Origin of the sequence: Acinetobacter defluvii, from assembly GCF_001704615.3 — a bacterium.
Lineage (GTDB): Bacteria > Pseudomonadota > Gammaproteobacteria > Pseudomonadales > Moraxellaceae > Acinetobacter > Acinetobacter defluvii.
On the sequence record NZ_CP029397.2, the window covers coordinates 697,645 to 714,439 of the forward strand.

General features: G+C 38.4%; 15 protein-coding genes. 4 read left to right on the forward strand and 11 right to left on the reverse strand.

Annotated features, from left to right (window positions below; all coding sequences use genetic code 11):
- Positions 1 to 133: 133 nt before the first annotated feature.
- From DJ533_RS05705 to hflX, 3 genes are read right to left on the reverse strand one after another with little or no spacing between them, the layout of a single operon-like run.
- A complete protein-coding gene (locus DJ533_RS05705; protein WP_065994331.1) occupies positions 134 to 802 on the reverse strand; it encodes an LrgB family protein in 669 nt (222 codons plus the stop codon).
- A gap of 10 nt (positions 803 to 812) precedes the next feature.
- Entirely contained in the window at positions 813 to 1,184 is a 372-nt protein-coding gene (locus tag DJ533_RS05710; RefSeq protein WP_065994332.1) for a hypothetical protein, read from the reverse strand.
- Between the two features lie 45 nt (positions 1,185 to 1,229).
- Complete coding sequence (hflX, locus tag DJ533_RS05715) at positions 1,230 to 2,561, reverse strand: ribosome rescue GTPase HflX (protein WP_065994333.1); 1,332 nt, start codon at positions 2,559 to 2,561, stop codon at positions 1,230 to 1,232.
- A gap of 391 nt (positions 2,562 to 2,952) precedes the next feature.
- On the opposite strand from hflX, the gene DJ533_RS05720 reads away from it, so the two are divergent.
- Positions 2,953 to 3,771, forward strand: coding sequence for a lysophospholipid acyltransferase family protein (locus tag DJ533_RS05720; protein WP_065994334.1), 819 nt, complete (start codon positions 2,953 to 2,955; stop codon positions 3,769 to 3,771).
- Between the two features lie 57 nt (positions 3,772 to 3,828).
- On the opposite strand, the gene DJ533_RS05725 is transcribed toward DJ533_RS05720, so the two are convergent.
- A complete protein-coding gene (locus tag DJ533_RS05725; protein ID WP_065994335.1) occupies positions 3,829 to 5,460 on the reverse strand; it encodes a phospholipase D family protein in 1,632 nt (543 codons plus the stop codon).
- 97 nt (positions 5,461 to 5,557) lie between these two features.
- Between DJ533_RS05725 and DJ533_RS05730 the strand changes: the two genes are divergently transcribed.
- Positions 5,558 to 6,568: a metallophosphoesterase gene (locus DJ533_RS05730; RefSeq protein ID WP_065994336.1), complete on the forward strand. Its 1,011-nt coding sequence runs from the start codon at positions 5,558 to 5,560 to the stop codon at positions 6,566 to 6,568.
- Positions 6,569 to 6,845: 277 nt separating this feature from the next.
- Here the strand turns inward: DJ533_RS05730 and DJ533_RS05735 are convergent, their stop codons facing one another.
- Complete coding sequence (locus tag DJ533_RS05735) at positions 6,846 to 8,159, reverse strand: MFS transporter (protein WP_065994337.1); 1,314 nt, start codon at positions 8,157 to 8,159, stop codon at positions 6,846 to 6,848.
- Positions 8,160 to 8,299: 140 nt separating this feature from the next.
- Entirely contained in the window at positions 8,300 to 8,941 is a 642-nt protein-coding gene (gene trhA / locus DJ533_RS05740) for a PAQR family membrane homeostasis protein TrhA (RefSeq protein ID WP_065994338.1), read from the reverse strand.
- A gap of 100 nt (positions 8,942 to 9,041) precedes the next feature.
- Here trhA and DJ533_RS05745 point away from each other — a divergent pair, with 100 nt between their 5' ends.
- Positions 9,042 to 10,256 carry a class I SAM-dependent methyltransferase gene (locus DJ533_RS05745; protein ID WP_065994339.1) on the forward strand — a complete coding sequence of 405 codons (1,215 nt, stop codon included), beginning with the start codon at positions 9,042 to 9,044 and terminating at the stop codon, positions 10,254 to 10,256.
- 20 nt (positions 10,257 to 10,276) lie between these two features.
- Positions 10,277 to 10,699 (forward strand): GNAT family N-acetyltransferase, encoded by a 423-nt coding sequence (locus DJ533_RS05750; protein WP_065994370.1) that lies wholly within the window; start codon positions 10,277 to 10,279, stop codon positions 10,697 to 10,699.
- A 173-nt stretch (positions 10,700 to 10,872) separates the two neighbouring features.
- On the opposite strand, the gene DJ533_RS05755 is transcribed toward DJ533_RS05750, so the two are convergent.
- The 5 genes from DJ533_RS05755 to DJ533_RS05775 all read right to left on the reverse strand — a co-directional run bounded on the left by DJ533_RS05755 (position 10,873) and on the right by DJ533_RS05775 (position 16,602).
- Positions 10,873 to 11,190, reverse strand: coding sequence for a hypothetical protein (locus tag DJ533_RS05755; protein ID WP_065994340.1), 318 nt, complete (start codon positions 11,188 to 11,190; stop codon positions 10,873 to 10,875).
- Positions 11,191 to 11,372: 182 nt separating this feature from the next.
- Positions 11,373 to 13,505: a 3-hydroxyacyl-CoA dehydrogenase NAD-binding domain-containing protein gene (locus DJ533_RS05760; RefSeq protein ID WP_065994341.1), complete on the reverse strand. Its 2,133-nt coding sequence runs from the start codon at positions 13,503 to 13,505 to the stop codon at positions 11,373 to 11,375.
- A gap of 11 nt (positions 13,506 to 13,516) precedes the next feature.
- Positions 13,517 to 14,722: an acetyl-CoA C-acetyltransferase gene (locus DJ533_RS05765; protein WP_065994342.1), complete on the reverse strand. Its 1,206-nt coding sequence runs from the start codon at positions 14,720 to 14,722 to the stop codon at positions 13,517 to 13,519.
- A 219-nt stretch (positions 14,723 to 14,941) separates the two neighbouring features.
- Positions 14,942 to 15,487, reverse strand: a complete 546-nt coding sequence (locus DJ533_RS05770) for a GNAT family N-acetyltransferase (protein WP_065994343.1) — start codon at positions 15,485 to 15,487, stop codon at positions 14,942 to 14,944.
- Positions 15,488 to 15,591: 104 nt separating this feature from the next.
- Positions 15,592 to 16,602, reverse strand: a complete 1,011-nt coding sequence (locus DJ533_RS05775) for an AraC family transcriptional regulator (protein ID WP_065994344.1) — start codon at positions 16,600 to 16,602, stop codon at positions 15,592 to 15,594.
- Positions 16,603 to 16,795 lie beyond the last annotated feature (193 nt).

Below are 16,795 nucleotides of genomic sequence, written 5' to 3' on the forward strand. Positions count from 1 at the left end.
CATGAGCAAACATTATTTTTATAGTGTGAATTACATCACGTATTTTTAACAATAGTGACATTTTTTGTTAGCAATATGGAATGCGTATTTGAAGATAAAAAGATTGTTAGATCAACAACCTTTTTTAAGTGAATTATTGAATAAATAAAATAAAACTAGGTAACCAAATTGCAGTAAATACAGCATTTACTGCCATACCAAAGGCAGCATAACGACCTGCAACAGCACCACGTTGCCATGCTTGTGCCGTTCCAATGGCATGTGCCGCCAATCCCAAAGCCAACCCTGATGCACGTTCATCATTGATATTACGTAGAATAATTGAAGAAAATGCAGCACCAATTACTCCTGATAAAATCACGATCAAAATCACTAACGATACAGGTGAGTGCAACAGTGTTGCAATATTAATGGCAATGGGTGTAGTCACTGCACGGGTTGCAAAAGCCATGATGGTCGGCTCAGACATATGTAATAGATAGGCTAAACCCATAGGCAGTGCTACAGCACTGATGCTAGCAAATACTAAAATTCCCACGACTGATTTAATGGGTAAATCATCATAACGCATGGCTGCTAGAGGTATGGCAAGTGCTACTGTGACATAACCCAAAAGATGGCTAAAAATACCGTTCATTTGCGTATTATATTGTTCATAAGGAATTTTAAATAACATTAAGATACCAATCACAAAGAACATCGCAATGACCAATAAAGGTACTTGAGGAAATCTTTTATTTACAGGTTTTGCAGCCAAATAAGCAATGAGAGTGATTAAAAAACCAGTTAACACACTGAGCATGATGATCTCCCTATAACCATTTTTTTGCCATTTTTGCGTAGACCCACAAAGGGATCAGGGTACTGACAAACATCACTACTAAGAACAAAGGAATTTCTTTACCCATACTTACCAACATGAGCAGTGAGCCTGCACAAATGGGTAGAAAAGCAAAACCACTTTCTTTCATTAATTTGTTGTTGGTGTCAACTAAGCGAGGTGGAATTTTTTTAAATCTACGCCAGATCACTAAAACAATGAGTAAGCTTAGTAAACCAGTTAAATTTCCCAGTTCAGGATGGTGAAACAGACCCATGATCCATACTGAAGCTTCACGAAAGAAAATGATCAGTGCAATGGTGCAAATCCATGCCAGCCAATCAATGTTTTTGAACAAGTCCATGCTATTTTTTAATCAACTCAATTTATCTTTCACGTTTTAACTCATTCAGCGCTGAATTTCAAACTCTTCTAAAGGTCTTGTAAATTGGTGTGCTTTTTCACCTAAAATTTGATCAATCGGTAAATGTGCTTGTTTGATCAGTTGCTCAAGTTTATACGGGGCGATATTTACCACTAAAAGCAATTGTCCTTGTTCATCATAGCTTTCAGACTGAATCACATTTAGCGCATAAAGTTGTGTGCGTAATTTTCCATACTCAGGTTTAAGAACAAGTTGAAAACTTTGAATTTGCCCCATCAAACATTCTTGAACTGCTTGACGTAATAAGTCTAAACCTTGTCCTGTATGTGCAGATACATAAACACGCTCTGGTTGATGTGGACGTGCATAGATGATTTTAGGTTCTTCGCCAGATTGATCAATTTTATTATAAACCCGCAGTGTTGGGATATCGGCACCAATTTCTTTGAGGACGTTTTCAACGGCTTCTATTTGCTCCAACATGTCTGGACTACTTGAGTCAATCACATGTAGCAATAAGCTGGCTTGTAATGTTTCTTCTAGTGTTGCTTTAAAGGATTCAACTAAAGAATGGGCAAGATTGCGCACAAAGCCGACAGTATCTGCAAGGACTAATCTACCGATACCATCCCAATCTAAGCGTCTTAAAGTGGGGTCTAGTGTGGCAAACAATTGATCTGCAGCATAAACGTCGCTATTGGCTAAGATATTAAATAATGTAGATTTTCCTGCATTGGTATAACCCACCAAAGACACAGTTGGAATATCCGCTTTTTGTCGAGCTGCACGACCTTGTAATCGTGTCTTACGCACTTTCTCTAAACGATCTTTGAGTTGATCCATGCGAATCCGCAATAAACGGCGGTCTGTTTCTAAGATTGTTTCACCAGGACCACGCAGTCCAATCCCACCTTTTTGGCTGTCTAAGTTACTGTGGCGGCGAACCAGGCGAGAAGAGAGGTGATCCAGTTGAGCCAATTCAACTTGTAATTTTCCTTCATGCGTGCGAGCACGTTGGGCGAAAATATCTAAGATTAAACCAGTACGGTCAATCACACGACATTTTAAAATATTTTCTAAATTTCGTTCTTGTGCAGGGGATAACGCATGATCAAAAATAACCAATTCAATTTCTAGATCAGCTACATTTTGGGCGATTTCTTCGGCTTTGCCTGAACCTATAAAAAACTTTGGATCAGGTTTTATGCGTTGCACATGTAAATGTTCTAAAATTTCTGCACCTGCGGATTTGGCTAATAATCGAAACTCTTCTTGATCAATATCATCTAAAATTTGAACTGCAACACTGACTAAGATGGTACATTCATTGATTTGTTTTCGATTTACATATTCCACAGATATTTAGACTCTCAAATAGATTGATTAAATGCCATTCTAGAGTAATTTATGAGGAAAAGTGCAATTCTTGTCAAAGAAATGCAATAAATATTTTAGACATAAACACCAAGCTTCCGCAGTATAAAATGATATAACCTAAGAGCTTGTTAAATGGAATTTTAAAGTGAGAATACTGGGGAGTATGCACATGTTTACTTTGTGACATCATGCTTTTTGCTTCATTTTTACTCATGTGGTCAACAAACTTTAATACAATGTCGTGTATAGAAAAATGAGCTTAAGTTATGCAATTGTTGTGTTTATATGATCAATGCAACTTTCTGTATATCTGTATACAATATACTTAGATGTAAATGAATTTGACTAATATTCAGTTTAGTGAGTCCCCATGCCTCAACCACAGACAAATGCCACAATACCGTCAAACGCAAAAAAGAAATTAAATCTATTTTCGAAAACGTTTTTATATACTAAAAAGCTGGTCAAAGGTACCAGTGTCGTTTCAGAAGGCTTTTATCTGGTTTTCCGACATCAATTGTATAAAGACCCAAATAATTCAAATAACACACGTTATGTGCAGTATTTTTGTCGTCGTCTTGCTGACGTTTTTAATGTCGATGTACATGTTCATGGGGAAATTCCACGAGAACCCGCATTATGGGTGAGTAACCATATTTCATGGTTAGACATCGCAGTGTTGGGGTCGGGTGCACGTATTTTCTTTTTAGCAAAAGCAGAAATTGAAAAATGGCCAATTTTAGGAACTTTGGCAAAAGGTGGTGGGACTTTATTTATTCAACGAGGTTCGGGTGATTCGATTCGTATTCGTGAACAGATTGCTGAGTTTTTAAAGCACGATGTGCCCGTTTTATTTTTTCCTGAAGCCACCACAACAGATGGTACCAAAGTTAAAAAAGTCCATGGTCGTATCTTAGGCGCTGCGATTGAAGCCAAAAAACCCGTACAAGCTTGTGTGATTTGCTATGTCAATCAAGAAGGTAAGCTAGATAGCGTTGTGCCATTTATTGGTGAAACTACGTTTGTGGATCATGTTCAGGCTGTTCTAGAAATGCCGAAAGTTACCGCACATTTAAAAGCCTTGCCTGCGATTTCTGTTGAAGGACATACAGTGGAATCATTAACCAAACTGGTACAGCAGCAAATGCAAGAAGGCTTAGCTGAATTACACAAAGAAGTTTTAGGCTGATTTTAATTGTTCAGAAATGAAAAATCTGATTGAAAAACTCAATCAGATTTTTTGTATTTACATAAAACCTTCGATCGGCAACCATGAAATAAATTTTACACCTGCTTTTTGCCACCACTTCATTTTGGGTTCTTTACGAATGGTACGAATTTCAGTCTGAGTAGTCCGAATCCAGTGAATTTTTTCTTGTGAATTTAATACCAACTTATACGCATATTTGGTCAGATTTTTATCCATTGTAGAGTGTACGGCTTGGGCTAATGGTGGACTATTTAAAATAACGCCAATTTCCGTATTTAAATTAGCAGAACGTGGGTCAAAGTTAAAAGAACCAATAAAAACTTGTTTGTCATCCAGCGCCATCAGCTTGGCATGTAAACTGGAACGACTTAAACCTTTTAAACTAATTTTGGTTTCTTTCGAGAGTTTTTTAATATTCTCATCCAGTTCTTCTTCTGGAATTGCAGGCAAAAACTCATACAATTCCACACCATTTTTGAGTAGGCTTTCTCGGTACTTGGCATAAAATGCATGCACCAAAGCGACATCGTTGGCTTTAAATGAATTAGTCAAAACGCGTACTTGCACACCATTTTGTGCCAGTTCGATTAATCGTTTTTCACCCTCTTGTTCGGGTACAAAATATGCTGAAACGATATCCACACTCGTTTCAGGCTTTTCTAAATACGTCAGCATTTGAAAGTTGAGGTGTTGTTCTTTTTTAGCTTTGGCTTTAATTTTTTCTGGTGAGTCCTTCACCACTTCAGCTTTGACCCAGTCGAGTTGGATATGATGATTTAACCAGTTTTCAAAATCATTAGAATGTGAACTTAAATTCATATAATTTTGTGTGGTAATTTCCTGATAATGTTCGGTTAATTGCTCTTTTAAACTCTCATAACGTAAAGTGTATTTTTGATGACTTACAATATCTCGAACAGGGAATGCGTATTCGTGGTTCCAATATTCATCAAAAGAATGGTTGATATCATCGACTGCTTTGCCGACTAACATGACATCAACGTCAGAGAACTGATAGTTCTCGCTGATATTGTAATATTGGTTGCTCATATTACGTCCACCAATCAAACTGATTTGTTGGTCTGCCGTAAAAGTTTTATTATGCATACGACGATTGATTCTTTTTAAATCAATCACCATTTCCAACGGGCGAAACGAGCGAAAACGATAGGGGTTAAATAGTTTTACATCAATATTGGCATGTTGGTCTAAGGCTAAATAGACAGCTTCCATCTTTTGTGCATTGTTATCATCTATCAATAGACGAACTTTGACGCCACGATCCGCTGCTTGGATAATTTTATAGAGTGCCAACGAACCGATTTTGTCATTGTCCCAGATATAATATTGTAAATCCAAAGTTTTTTCAGCTCGATCAATGAGATGAATACGTGCCGCAATCGCATCAAAAGGATCGTATAATACGTGAAAGCCAGTTAAATCTGGATTTTGTGCTTTTAAAGGCGTAATAATTTTAGCCAAAGAGGTTTGTTCTGTGTTGATATCTTTGGCATATACAGGTGTCGTGGGCTGTGGCTTAGGTAAAGTATTACAGGCAGGTAAACCGAATACGATCACGGTGCAGAGAAACAAGTTTTTTGTATTAAAAACCTTGTGTTTGTTATGTGATTGGTGATGTTGTCGTATCGTATTGATGGTTTGCGTCATAATTTAATCTAAGAATTTACAGAGCTAGAGTATAATTGCCAAATTTCAAAAGATAAATAAAGTTAATCGGCGCTAGTCGCCTTTTTCGAGATTTCGTATGTGGATGACAAATTCAATTATTTTTTACTTTTTTGTGTGCTTTGCCTTTGTTGCACTTTGGGGGATTGCACAAGCTTGGATTAGTCAATCGCGTACTGAAACCATTCATCCATTGAAGTCTTTTGTCCATTTGTTGGTATTCTACCTGTCTTATTTATTATTTCCGTTGTTCTTTTTTAGTTTATATGCGGGTTGGGTCGAATATTTTTCATTACATGAAAGTGTTTTTATTTTCTTATTGTCGTGTTTATTGATCTATGCTCGTTTTATTGAGCCACATTTGGTACGGGTAGATACGCATCAGTATAAATTGAGTGCTGAGCAAGCATTTAAAAAGCCATTCAAAGTCGCTTTAATCGCTGATTTACATATTGGATTATTTTCAGGGCATGAACGTCAGTTAAAAATCATCGTGAAGAAAATTAATGCACAAAAGCCTGATATTGTGGTCGTAGCAGGTGATTGGACGTATGAACCTGAAAATAAATTGGCTGAAGAATTGGCTATGCTGAAAGATATAGAAGCACCGATTTATTCAGTCAACGGCAATCATGATGAGCAATATCCAGGTCCTCCGATTCAAGACTTATTGGCACATGCTTTAAAGGTGAATAATGTTATCGACATCGAAGGGCAAATGCTTGAGTTTGAGGATTTCCGTTTAATTGGTGTTGGAGATCTGTGGGCAGGTAAAACGGATATGCGCAGCATGCCATTATTACCACAAGATAAACCTTGGCTGATTTTGTCGCACAACCCTGATACGGTTGATATGGTGCCTAAATTGGCATCTCGTCCCCTGATGTTGGCAGGGCATACCCATGGTGGGCAAGTCGAGTTGCCTTGGGTAACCAATTATGTCATGAAAAAAGTGTCTATTCTTGGGCATAAACGTGGTCTGTATCAGCATGAAAATGCCGATGTTTTTGTCAGTGTGGGTACAGGTATGGTGGGTGTACCCTTTCGTTTTAGAGTGCCGCCAACCATTGATATTATTGAGTTGAGTTGATATTAAAATGTTAGAGCTTAAGGCTCTGATAAGGATGATCTTCTGAACTTTTTGCTACCAAATATGGCTATTTTGCAAATAGCAAAGAAAAGCAGCAACAACGCTGAAGTTAGGATCTTGAGTCTAGATCTAGATGGATTGTTGAAAAGGAAATACAGTATTTTTATACAAGATCGTGAAATTCGATATTTTTTATGACTGTCTATTTGACTTAAAAATATTCAAAGTAAATAAAAAGCCTGCAAATTTTGCAGGCTTTTTATTTGTAATCACACCATTAAATCTGATTATTTACATCATCATTTTTGGTTTCACGAATGGCTAAAAACGCAAGTAGTGAAAGAATAGAGGCAGCAGTTAAATAATAACCCACCGCATATAAACCATAAGTGGTTGCCAGTTTAGTGGCAATCAAAGGTGCAAAAGATGCCCCAAAAATACCAGCAAGGTTAAAAGTCAAAGCTGAACCCGTATAGCGTACAGAGGTGGGGAAGATTTCTGACAGTACTGTACCGATTGGACCATAAGTTAAGCCCATAATCGCAAGACCTGTACATAGAAATAGGAATACGACAAAGGTATTTCCAGACTCCAACATACTCGAGAAAACCAAACCGAATAATGCTGAAACGATACACACCCCAACAGATGTGGCTTTGCGTCCAAATTTCTCAGCTAAAATCGCAGAAAGAGGAATGAATGCTGCAAAACAAAGCGTTGCCAATAATTGAAGTTCTAAGAACTCAGAACGAGAATAACCAAGTTTTGTCGTTCCCCAGTTTAAGGCAAAGACAGTGGTTAAATAGAATACCACAAAAGTACAAATCGCTGCGATTGTTCCTAAAATCAGCATTCCCCAATGTTTAGTCAGCACTTCTTTAAAGGGGATATTTACTTCTTTTTGTTTATTTAACACTTTTTGGAAGGCAGGGGTTTCATGAAGTTTTAAACGGATCCAGAGACCGACAATGACCAAGGCAGCACTGGCAATAAAGGGAATACGCCAGCCCCATTGCATAAAGTCCGCTTCAGACATGAATGCACTAAGAGTTAAGAATGAACCCGTAGCTAAAATAAAACCAATTGGTGCACCTAGTTGAGGGAACATACCATACCAAGCACGTTTGCCTTCAGGTGCATTTTCGGTCGCCAATAGCACTGCACCAGACCATTCACCACCCAACCCAAGCCCTTGGCCTAAACGACAAAGTGCCAGTAATAATGGGGCGATGATGCCAATTTGATGATAAGTCGGTAACAAACCGATACATACTGTCGATATTCCCATGGTTAGCAGTGCTGCAACCAATGTGGCTTTACGACCGATACGATCACCTAAATGTCCAAATAAAGCAGCACCAATTGGGCGAGCGATAAAGGCAATGGCGAAAGTCGCTAAAGATTGAATCGTAGCAGTAGTTGGATCTGTGCTTGCAGGAAAGAACAAATGCGGAAAAATGATGACTGCTGCGGTTGCATAAATATAAAAGTCAAAAAACTCAATGGTTGTGCCTACAAGGCTTGCAAAAAGGACACGCGTTTTTGAATTCGGCTGAACTTGGTCAGTCGCAGTGATATTAGATGACGCCATGGTAGACCTTACACTTTTAAAAGTAAAAAATTAATTTTCTAAAGCGTAATCTTTTTAAAAAAGGCGTAATTTCTTAAAAAAACAACGAGATAAATCCACACCAACTCGATCAGGGTCGCTGATATATGCGTAAGTGAAGATTAGATAACGTAGAGATAGATTGCGAAGAATTGTAATCCCGCACCCATCAACACAAAGATGTGCCAAATAGCATGGGTATATCTTACTCTTTTTAAGGCATAAAACAATGCACCAATGGTGTAAGCAAGCCCACCTGCGACCAATAATTTGATGGCACCGCTACTTAAAAACCGTTGCATATCGTCCATGACCAATACAGCAAGCCATCCCATAACCAAGTATGCAATGAGCGAAATTTTTTGAAAGCGATGAATGAAAACTAACTTGAATAATGTACCAATAGCAGCAATTACCCAGAGTGCAATTAATAAATAATGTGCTTTTGCTGTAGGAATTGCGATACCTAAAAACGGTGTATATGTCCCTGCAATCAAATAATAAATAGCGGTATGATCTAATTTTTTATACCAATGGCGTTTTTTCTCATCGACAGAAAAATGATAAATTGCAGAACTTGAAAATAACAACACCATGCTTAAACCATAAACCACTAAACCAAAAAATTGCCAAGTAGGTAAATAGCTACCCTTGATTAGCATAAAAATCATAGCAATTGCAGCACAAACAGCACCGATCGCATGACTAATCGCATTTATACGTTCTTCTTGGGGGGCATAAACGTGAATAATATTTGAGGTCATGATTGTAATTTTCTTAAAAATACATTTGTATAGTAATAGAGTTTTACCTTTAAAGTAAGAACATTTAAAATAGTAACTTGTATCAATATGAGTTTGCACTATGTCACAGTTGGCTTCGATGTCCGAGCAAGAACAACAATTTATCAATGCTGTACAGCAAGCCATTGAAACACAAGCTTTTGAACGATTGATACTCAGTCAATATAAAGGAGCATTAGAACATTTAGAAAAAATGACTTTTCGTATTATTTCACTACAAAATCAAGAGATGATGAGTTGTCTATATCGTTATAAAACCCAAGATGTCACCAAAAACTATCCAATCAATGAAAGTTTAACTGTTATTCAGCAATATTTTGTCCAATGTAAACAAGCTAATTTATTTACGAATACACAAGAAATTCAACTGAAAAAAAATAAAAAGAAAGCCTTACTCAGCTATAGCAAAGCAGCACCGAAAAAATCCAATGTGAATGAACAACATGACCGAGCGAAACAGCGTTATGTTGAGCAAGAGAGTTATTTTTTACAGCCGTTGGGCATTACCGATGCCAAAGCGCAAATCATTCCAAGCATGGCAAGAAAATGGAAACAGATTAATAAATTTGTGGAAATATTTTCAGGTGCTTTAGAGAAAATTGAACAATCAGAACCTGCTTTACATGTGGTGGATTTTGGTTCAGGTAAAGGTTATTTAACTTTTGCACTATATGATTATTTGCTGAAAAATCAAATAACACCTTATGTCACTGGGGTTGAGCTAAATCCTAAAATGGTTGAGTTTTGCCAAAACGTAGCTACAGCATCAGCCTTTAAGCATTTGGAGTTTTTCCAAGGCGATGTGCGCACCTATGCGCCTGAAAAATTGGATGTGATGATCGCACTACATGCCTGTGATGTCGCAACAGATTTTGCGATTCATACAGGAATTCGTTTAAATGCACAGATGATCATGTGTGCACCCTGTTGTCATAAAGAATTACGTCCGCAGTTAAAAAGTCCAACAGTACTTGCACCAATGTTGCAGTTTGGTATTCATGCAGGGCAGCAAGCGGAAATGCTCACAGATACCATTCGGGCATTACTCTTAAATGCTTATGGCTATGACACCAAAGTTTTTGAATTTGTGGCTTTGGAACATACCAGTAAAAATAAAATGATTTTGGCGACCAAACGAAAGAACTTTACTAGACCTGATGAGCAAGTTTTGGCACAAATTGCAGAGTTGAAAAAAATGTATGGCATTCAAAAACACTCATTAGAACTGTTGTTGAATGATCAATGGGACCTGCAAGGTATAGGTTGTAAATGTTAATTAATCATGAAAGAGATATTATGCCAGATTATGCAATTCATAACGGTTCTTGGGATGATCTAGCAATAGATGCTAAAAAAGTGCGTACAGTGGTATTTATCCAAGAACAAAATATTGCTGAAAATGACGAATGGGATGCAGAAGATGAAAAATGTTTGCATTTCGTGATGTACGATAAAAATCAAGCCATTTCCACAGCACGCTTACTGGAAAATAACAGTATTGGGCGCGTTGCTGTGCTAAAAAATTATCGAGGACAGGGCATTGGACAGCAATTGATGCAACATATTATTGCGGTTGCAGTGACGGAACAGAGAGATTTTTTAAAGTTATCGGCACAAGTTTATGCGATTGGATTTTATGAAAATTTGGGATTTAAACTGAGAGGAGATCCATACTTAGATTGTGGTATTCCACATGTTGATATGTATATGAACATTTAAGCAAAATAATTTTTTTGTAATGAGTAAGTAAAGTTACAACTTTATTATTTCTAAATATGCAGATGCTAATTTACATCATTTTTCAGAATTTATGGCGATCTTGACTAAAATGATATAAGAGGTTTTATCACAAGCAATAGACAATAAAGAAGTGATAAAACCTAATATTGATTTTAATGAGCGCTGTGTTCTGAGTGAGTTTCAGTTGCAGCCTGCTGCATATTTTTCATACCTGTATCAGCAGCTTGAGATTCTGTAGTTGCTAAACGTTGTTTTTCTGCTTCTGCCAAAGCTTCTTTTGACATTACAGGTGAGTTTTTAAAAGAAGTTTGATTGGTTTCTTGCTGCTTACTTGGCATATAGTCAGGTTCATTTTCGATTGCTAAATAAAAAATAACCAAAAAAAGAACACTTAAAACTGCTGCAACTAAAAGACCTTTCCAACCTTTCTTTTCATCAGCGACTTTTTGAGACTCAATAGCATTTGACATGGGAGTATTCCAAATTGAGAAAATGAGAATCCGTGTAATGTTATAACACAAAAAATGATGATCTCCGATTTTTTCAAAGAAAAGTCTTAATAAAATGATGGTTGTTTACACGAAAAATGAATACCTAGATAAAAGAAAAGAGGCTTATTTGCCTCTTTTCATTCACCCAACAGATTTAAAAATCAGTCAATTTTTCCACTCGCCACTTTATCTTTGAGTAATTGTGGTGCTTTGAAACGCTCACCGTATTTAGCCTCAAGTTCATTGGCACGTGCTAAAGCTTTGTCTAAACCATATTGATTTAAGAACTGAATCGCACCCCCTGTCCACGGCGCAAAACCAATCCCGAAGATCGAACCAATGTTGGCATCGACCACAGATTCCAATACGTTTTCTTCATAGCAACGTAATGTGTCGAGTGATTGTACAAACAGAATACGATCAATCATTTCCTGCTCGGAAATATCAACATCTTTCTTCCAATGGCTCAAGCCATCCCAAAGATGTTTTTTGCCACCTTCAGGATAATCATAGAAACCTGCACCTGCTGCTTTACCTTTACGTCCAAACTCATGAATCATGGTTTTTAGTACATCTTCAGATGGAGAATGTGGTAAGTCTTTACCTTCAGCTTGTAATGCTTTACGGGTTTCATTGGTGACGTGCTCAGACAATGTCAATGCAACCTCATCCTGAATCGCCAATGGTCCAACTGGCATACCTGCTTTTAACGCTGCCATTTCGATACGGGCAGGGTGTACGCCTTCAGCAAGTAAGCGTAAGCCTTCGTTAACGAAAGTACCAAATACACGACTAGTGAAGAAACCACGGCTGTCGTTGACTACGATTGGGGTTTTGCCGATTTGTTGAACATAGTCATACGCTTTCGCTAAAGTTTCAGCAGAGGTGTTTTGTCCTTTGATAATTTCAACTAAAGGCATTTTGTCAACAGGGCTAAAGAAGTGTAAACCGATGAAGTTTCTGTCATCTTTAGAGGCTTTTGCTAAACCTGTGATTGGCAATGTGGAGGTATTTGAGGCAAATACACCACCATCAGCAAGGAATGCTTCTGCTTCTTGGGTCACTTTGGCTTTGAGTTCCTGATTTTCAAATACCGCTTCGATAATCAAATCGCAGCCTTTTAAGTCTTCAGCATTGGCAGTTGCAGTGATTAAGTTTAAAACTTGGTCACGTTTTTCAGCCGTCATACGACCTTGAGAAACTTTTTTATCCAAGAGTTTTTGGCTATAGGCTTTGCCTTTTTCTGCATTTTCAACAGATACATCTTTCAGTACAACAGCGATGCCTTTAGTCGCAGTTGAGTAAGCAATACCTGCACCCATCATGCCTGCACCTAAGATACCAACTTTGGTTGCTTGCCATTTCGCGACATCTTTCGGACGGCTTGCACCTGCTTTAATCGCATTCAAACCATGCCAGAATGTCCCGATCATGTTTTTCGCAACTTGCCCTGTTGCAAGGTAAGTGAAATAGCGTGATTCAATGGTCAGTGCTGTATCAACATCGACCTGCGCACCTTCAACCGCAGCAGCCATGATCGCTTCAGGTGCAGGATAGCAACCTTTGGTTTTATCACGCAGCATTGCAGGCGCAATCGCAAGAATCTGAGCCACCGCAGGCGTTTTCGGATCACCACCTGGGATTTTATAACCTTTTACATCAAATGGTTGTTGTGATTTTGGATTGGCTTTGACCCAGGCAATTGATTTTTCCATCAATTCGTCAATTGAATCTGCCGTGTCATGGATTAGACCTAAAGATTTGGCTTTGTCGACACCAAACTGCTTGCCTTCCATCAGGAATGGGAATGCATTTTGTAAACCAAGTAGGCGTACCATACGCACGATCCCACCACCACCTGGTAGCAAGCCTAAAGTCACTTCAGGTAAACCAAACTTAGACTTTGGATCATTTAAAGCAATACGTGCATGACAACCGAGTGCGATTTCCCAACCACCGCCTAGTGCAGTACCATTCAGTGCTGCAACCACAGGAACACCTAAAGTTTCAATGTAGCGTAACTCTTTTTTCATGAGTTGAACCACATCAAAAAACTCTTTTGCATCTTCAGGGCGGGCCTGAATCAAATCATCCAGATCACCACCTGCAAAGAAGGTTTTTTTCGCTGAACGGAAAATAATCCCTGTAATACCTGCGTCTGCTTTTAATTTTTCAACAGTTTCATTCAATGCTTTTTGGAAATCTGCATTCATGGTGTTTGCAGATTGGTTTGGAGAATCCATGGTCAGAATAACAATACCATCCGCATTTTTTTCGTATTGAATTGCGCTCATTCTTATTCTCCTTATACCAACTCAATAATGGTTGCAATACCCATGCCACCACCCACACATAATGTCGCTAAACCACGTTTTTTGCCTTGACGTTCAAGTTCATCCAGCAATGTCCCCAAAATCATCGCACCTGTAGCGCCCAATGGATGCCCCATGGCAATTGCACCACCATTCACATTGACTTTATCGCTTGGCACTTTGAGTTCTTTCATAAAACGCATAACGACTGACGCAAATGCTTCATTCACTTCAAATAAGTCAATATCATCAATGCTTAAGCCTGCTTTCGCCAAGGCTTTACGTGCAGCAGGCGCAGGACCTGTCAACATGATTGTTGGGTCTGTTCCTACAAGTGCTGTAGCTAACACTTTGGCACGCGGTTTTAAACCTTGTTCTTTGACTGCTTTTTCAGAGGCAATTAAAACCACCGCAGCACCATCCACGATCCCTGATGAGTTACCTGCGTGATGTACGTGATTGATTTTTTGTGCTTCTGGATATTGCTGTAATGCTACCGCATCAAAGCCCATACTCCCCATCATTTCAAAACTTGGATTGAGTTTTGCTAACCCTTCAGCTGTGGTGGTTGGTTTAATAAACTCATCTTTATCTAAAATGGTCACACCAGCTTGATCTTTGATTGCTACAATCGACTTATCAAAATGCCCAGCAGCTTGTGCAGCTGCAGCTTTACGCTGTGAATTTGCCGCAAACTCATCAACATCAGAACGACTATAACCATCTAAAGTGGCAATCAAGTCTGCGCCAATCCCTTGCGGAACAAATTTAGATTTTAAATTGGTTTCAGGATCAAGTGCCCACGGTCCGCCATCTGAACCCATTGGAATACGTGACATTGACTCTACACCACCTGCAACAACGATATCTTCCCAACCCGAACGAACTTTTTGAGCTGCTAAGTTTACAGCTTCAAGACCAGATGCACAGAAACGGTTGATTTGCACACCAGCGACATCATTGTCCCAACCTGCGGCAATCGCAGCAGTTTTGGCAATATCCCCACCTTGGTCTGCAATCGGTGTTACACAGCCCAACACGATGTCGTCTACTTTAGAGGTATCTAAGTGATGACGATCTTTTAATTCATTGAGTAATGTCGTGAGTAAAGTAATCGGTTTCACACTATACAGTGAACCATCTTTCTTTCCTTTTCCGCGTGGTGTGCGAATGGCATCAATGATATAAGCCTCGCTCATAGCTATTCCTTCTTATGACTTCTAAAATTGTTATGTGACTTTGAGTGTACTTTATAAAAGGTGAAGTGCAATGACGAGAACGAAGCAGTTTAATGATATTTTTTGTCAATTCATGCACAAATTTATTTTTTTATTTATAAAATAAATCAAAATCTTATGTGACTTATTTGAAATAATATGCGGTATAAATAGCAAATCACCCAGTTTCAATACAATATTTTAACGATTTTCAAAAATGTTTTTATGGGAGGGTAAAGTGAATTGCATTGCACAACGACTTTCACGTTCAAAACCTTGTGTAACTTCATGGTCTATTTTTTGTTTTAAATAAGGTTTTAAATTTTGCGGATTGAATCGTTTAAAGCCTAATTTTTCATAAAATGGACGATTCCAAGCCACATCTGTAAATGTGGCCAATGTCACTGCTTGAAAACCTTGCTGTTTGGCAAAATCAATCATATATGTCATGAGCTGACGACCAATGCCTTGTTGTTGATATTCAGCAGCAACATCAAGTTCAATAATATAAAGATCATTGCCTTGCTGTTCAGCATATAAAAACCCTAGCGCTTGATCATGTACGTTCACAGCGACAAAAGCATAATGCTTTTGAATGAGTTGTAAATGCTCATCACTTGACATGACGGAGCTTTTAGCAAGCCATTTTAACTTTGGAATCTGGGCAAAGGCTTGATTGGCAGATTGTTCGATTTGAATCAGAAGTGAGATATCCGAAACTAATGCAGGTCGAATCGAATAGATCATATTAGATACCTTTAAAATCAGTTTTATTTTTAAATCGCTATTAAATATTTGAAATAAAAAAAGCCCAAGTCGAACTTGGGCGGAGGTAAAGCAGGAAATAAAAATCAGTGATAACCATGTAACTGACGATACAAACCAGGCGTTACACCTGTCCATTTTTTAAATGCACGATGGAAAGTTGAGGTTTCACTAAAACCGACTTGTTGGGCAACATCTTCAAGTGTGAGATCTGGGTTTAGAAGCAAGTGAATTGCGGCATCACGACGTAAGGCATCTTTTACACCCTGATAACTTTTACCTTCAGCAGCCAAACGACGGCGCAATGTTTGTGGTGATAAATACAACATCGAGGCAACGTCATTTAATGTTGGCATTTCCTCACCAATTTGACTTTTCAGCACATCGCGAATACGCGAAGTTAAAGAGTTGGTATTTTTGAATTTTACCAAAAGCTGTGCAGGCGCTGCTTTTAAAAACTCTTCCAAACTCGCTTCATTCTGGCGAATGGGTAGGTCTAAATAATCTGCTGCAAAGGTAATTTCAGTGCGTGGCATATCAAACTGCATCACAGGTGCAAAGAAGAGTGCGTCATACTCATCTGCATGATTTGGACGTGGATAACCAAAATGCACACGCTCTAGCGGAATACGACGCTCAATCAGCCATGATGCTAAACCATGCCAAATCATTAACATACTTTCAGTAATGAAGTGATCAGGATCCATTGTTTTGGGAATGAGAGGCACTAAGCGTGCTTCATGCTTATCACGTTCAACAGCAACCGACCATTCATCACCAAATAGTTTATAAAATTGGGAAGAAAGCTCTAAAGCATCCCCTAATGTCTTGGCATGGATAATCAACTGACACATGATGGCAAAAGATCCCAAACGTCTTGGCTGAATGTCAAAACCGACATGCTCGTCTTGGGTGACCATCCACAACATTTTCACAAAACGTGTGTATTGCTCAGGTGAAATCCTCGCTTTGGGTTGGCGCAATAGTTCTGCCTCAATCCCGACATGCGAAAGCAAAGTTTCGACATCCATGCCTAGGCGTTTGACACCTGTAAGGGCTGCATTCACGAAATGGATACTGATCGTATCACGACTCATGTTAAATCCTTCTGACTCTTTGATGTTCACTAGCGATTGACCTAATACACTCTAAAAAATGTTGGATTGGCGATTTACAACAATGCGAATCACCTTTTTACATCTTAAATTGCCGAAATGATCAAGGTAAATGGCTGAACATGACATTGTTATGTTAGTTTTATATTTCTAATATGGACTAAAAATCAACATA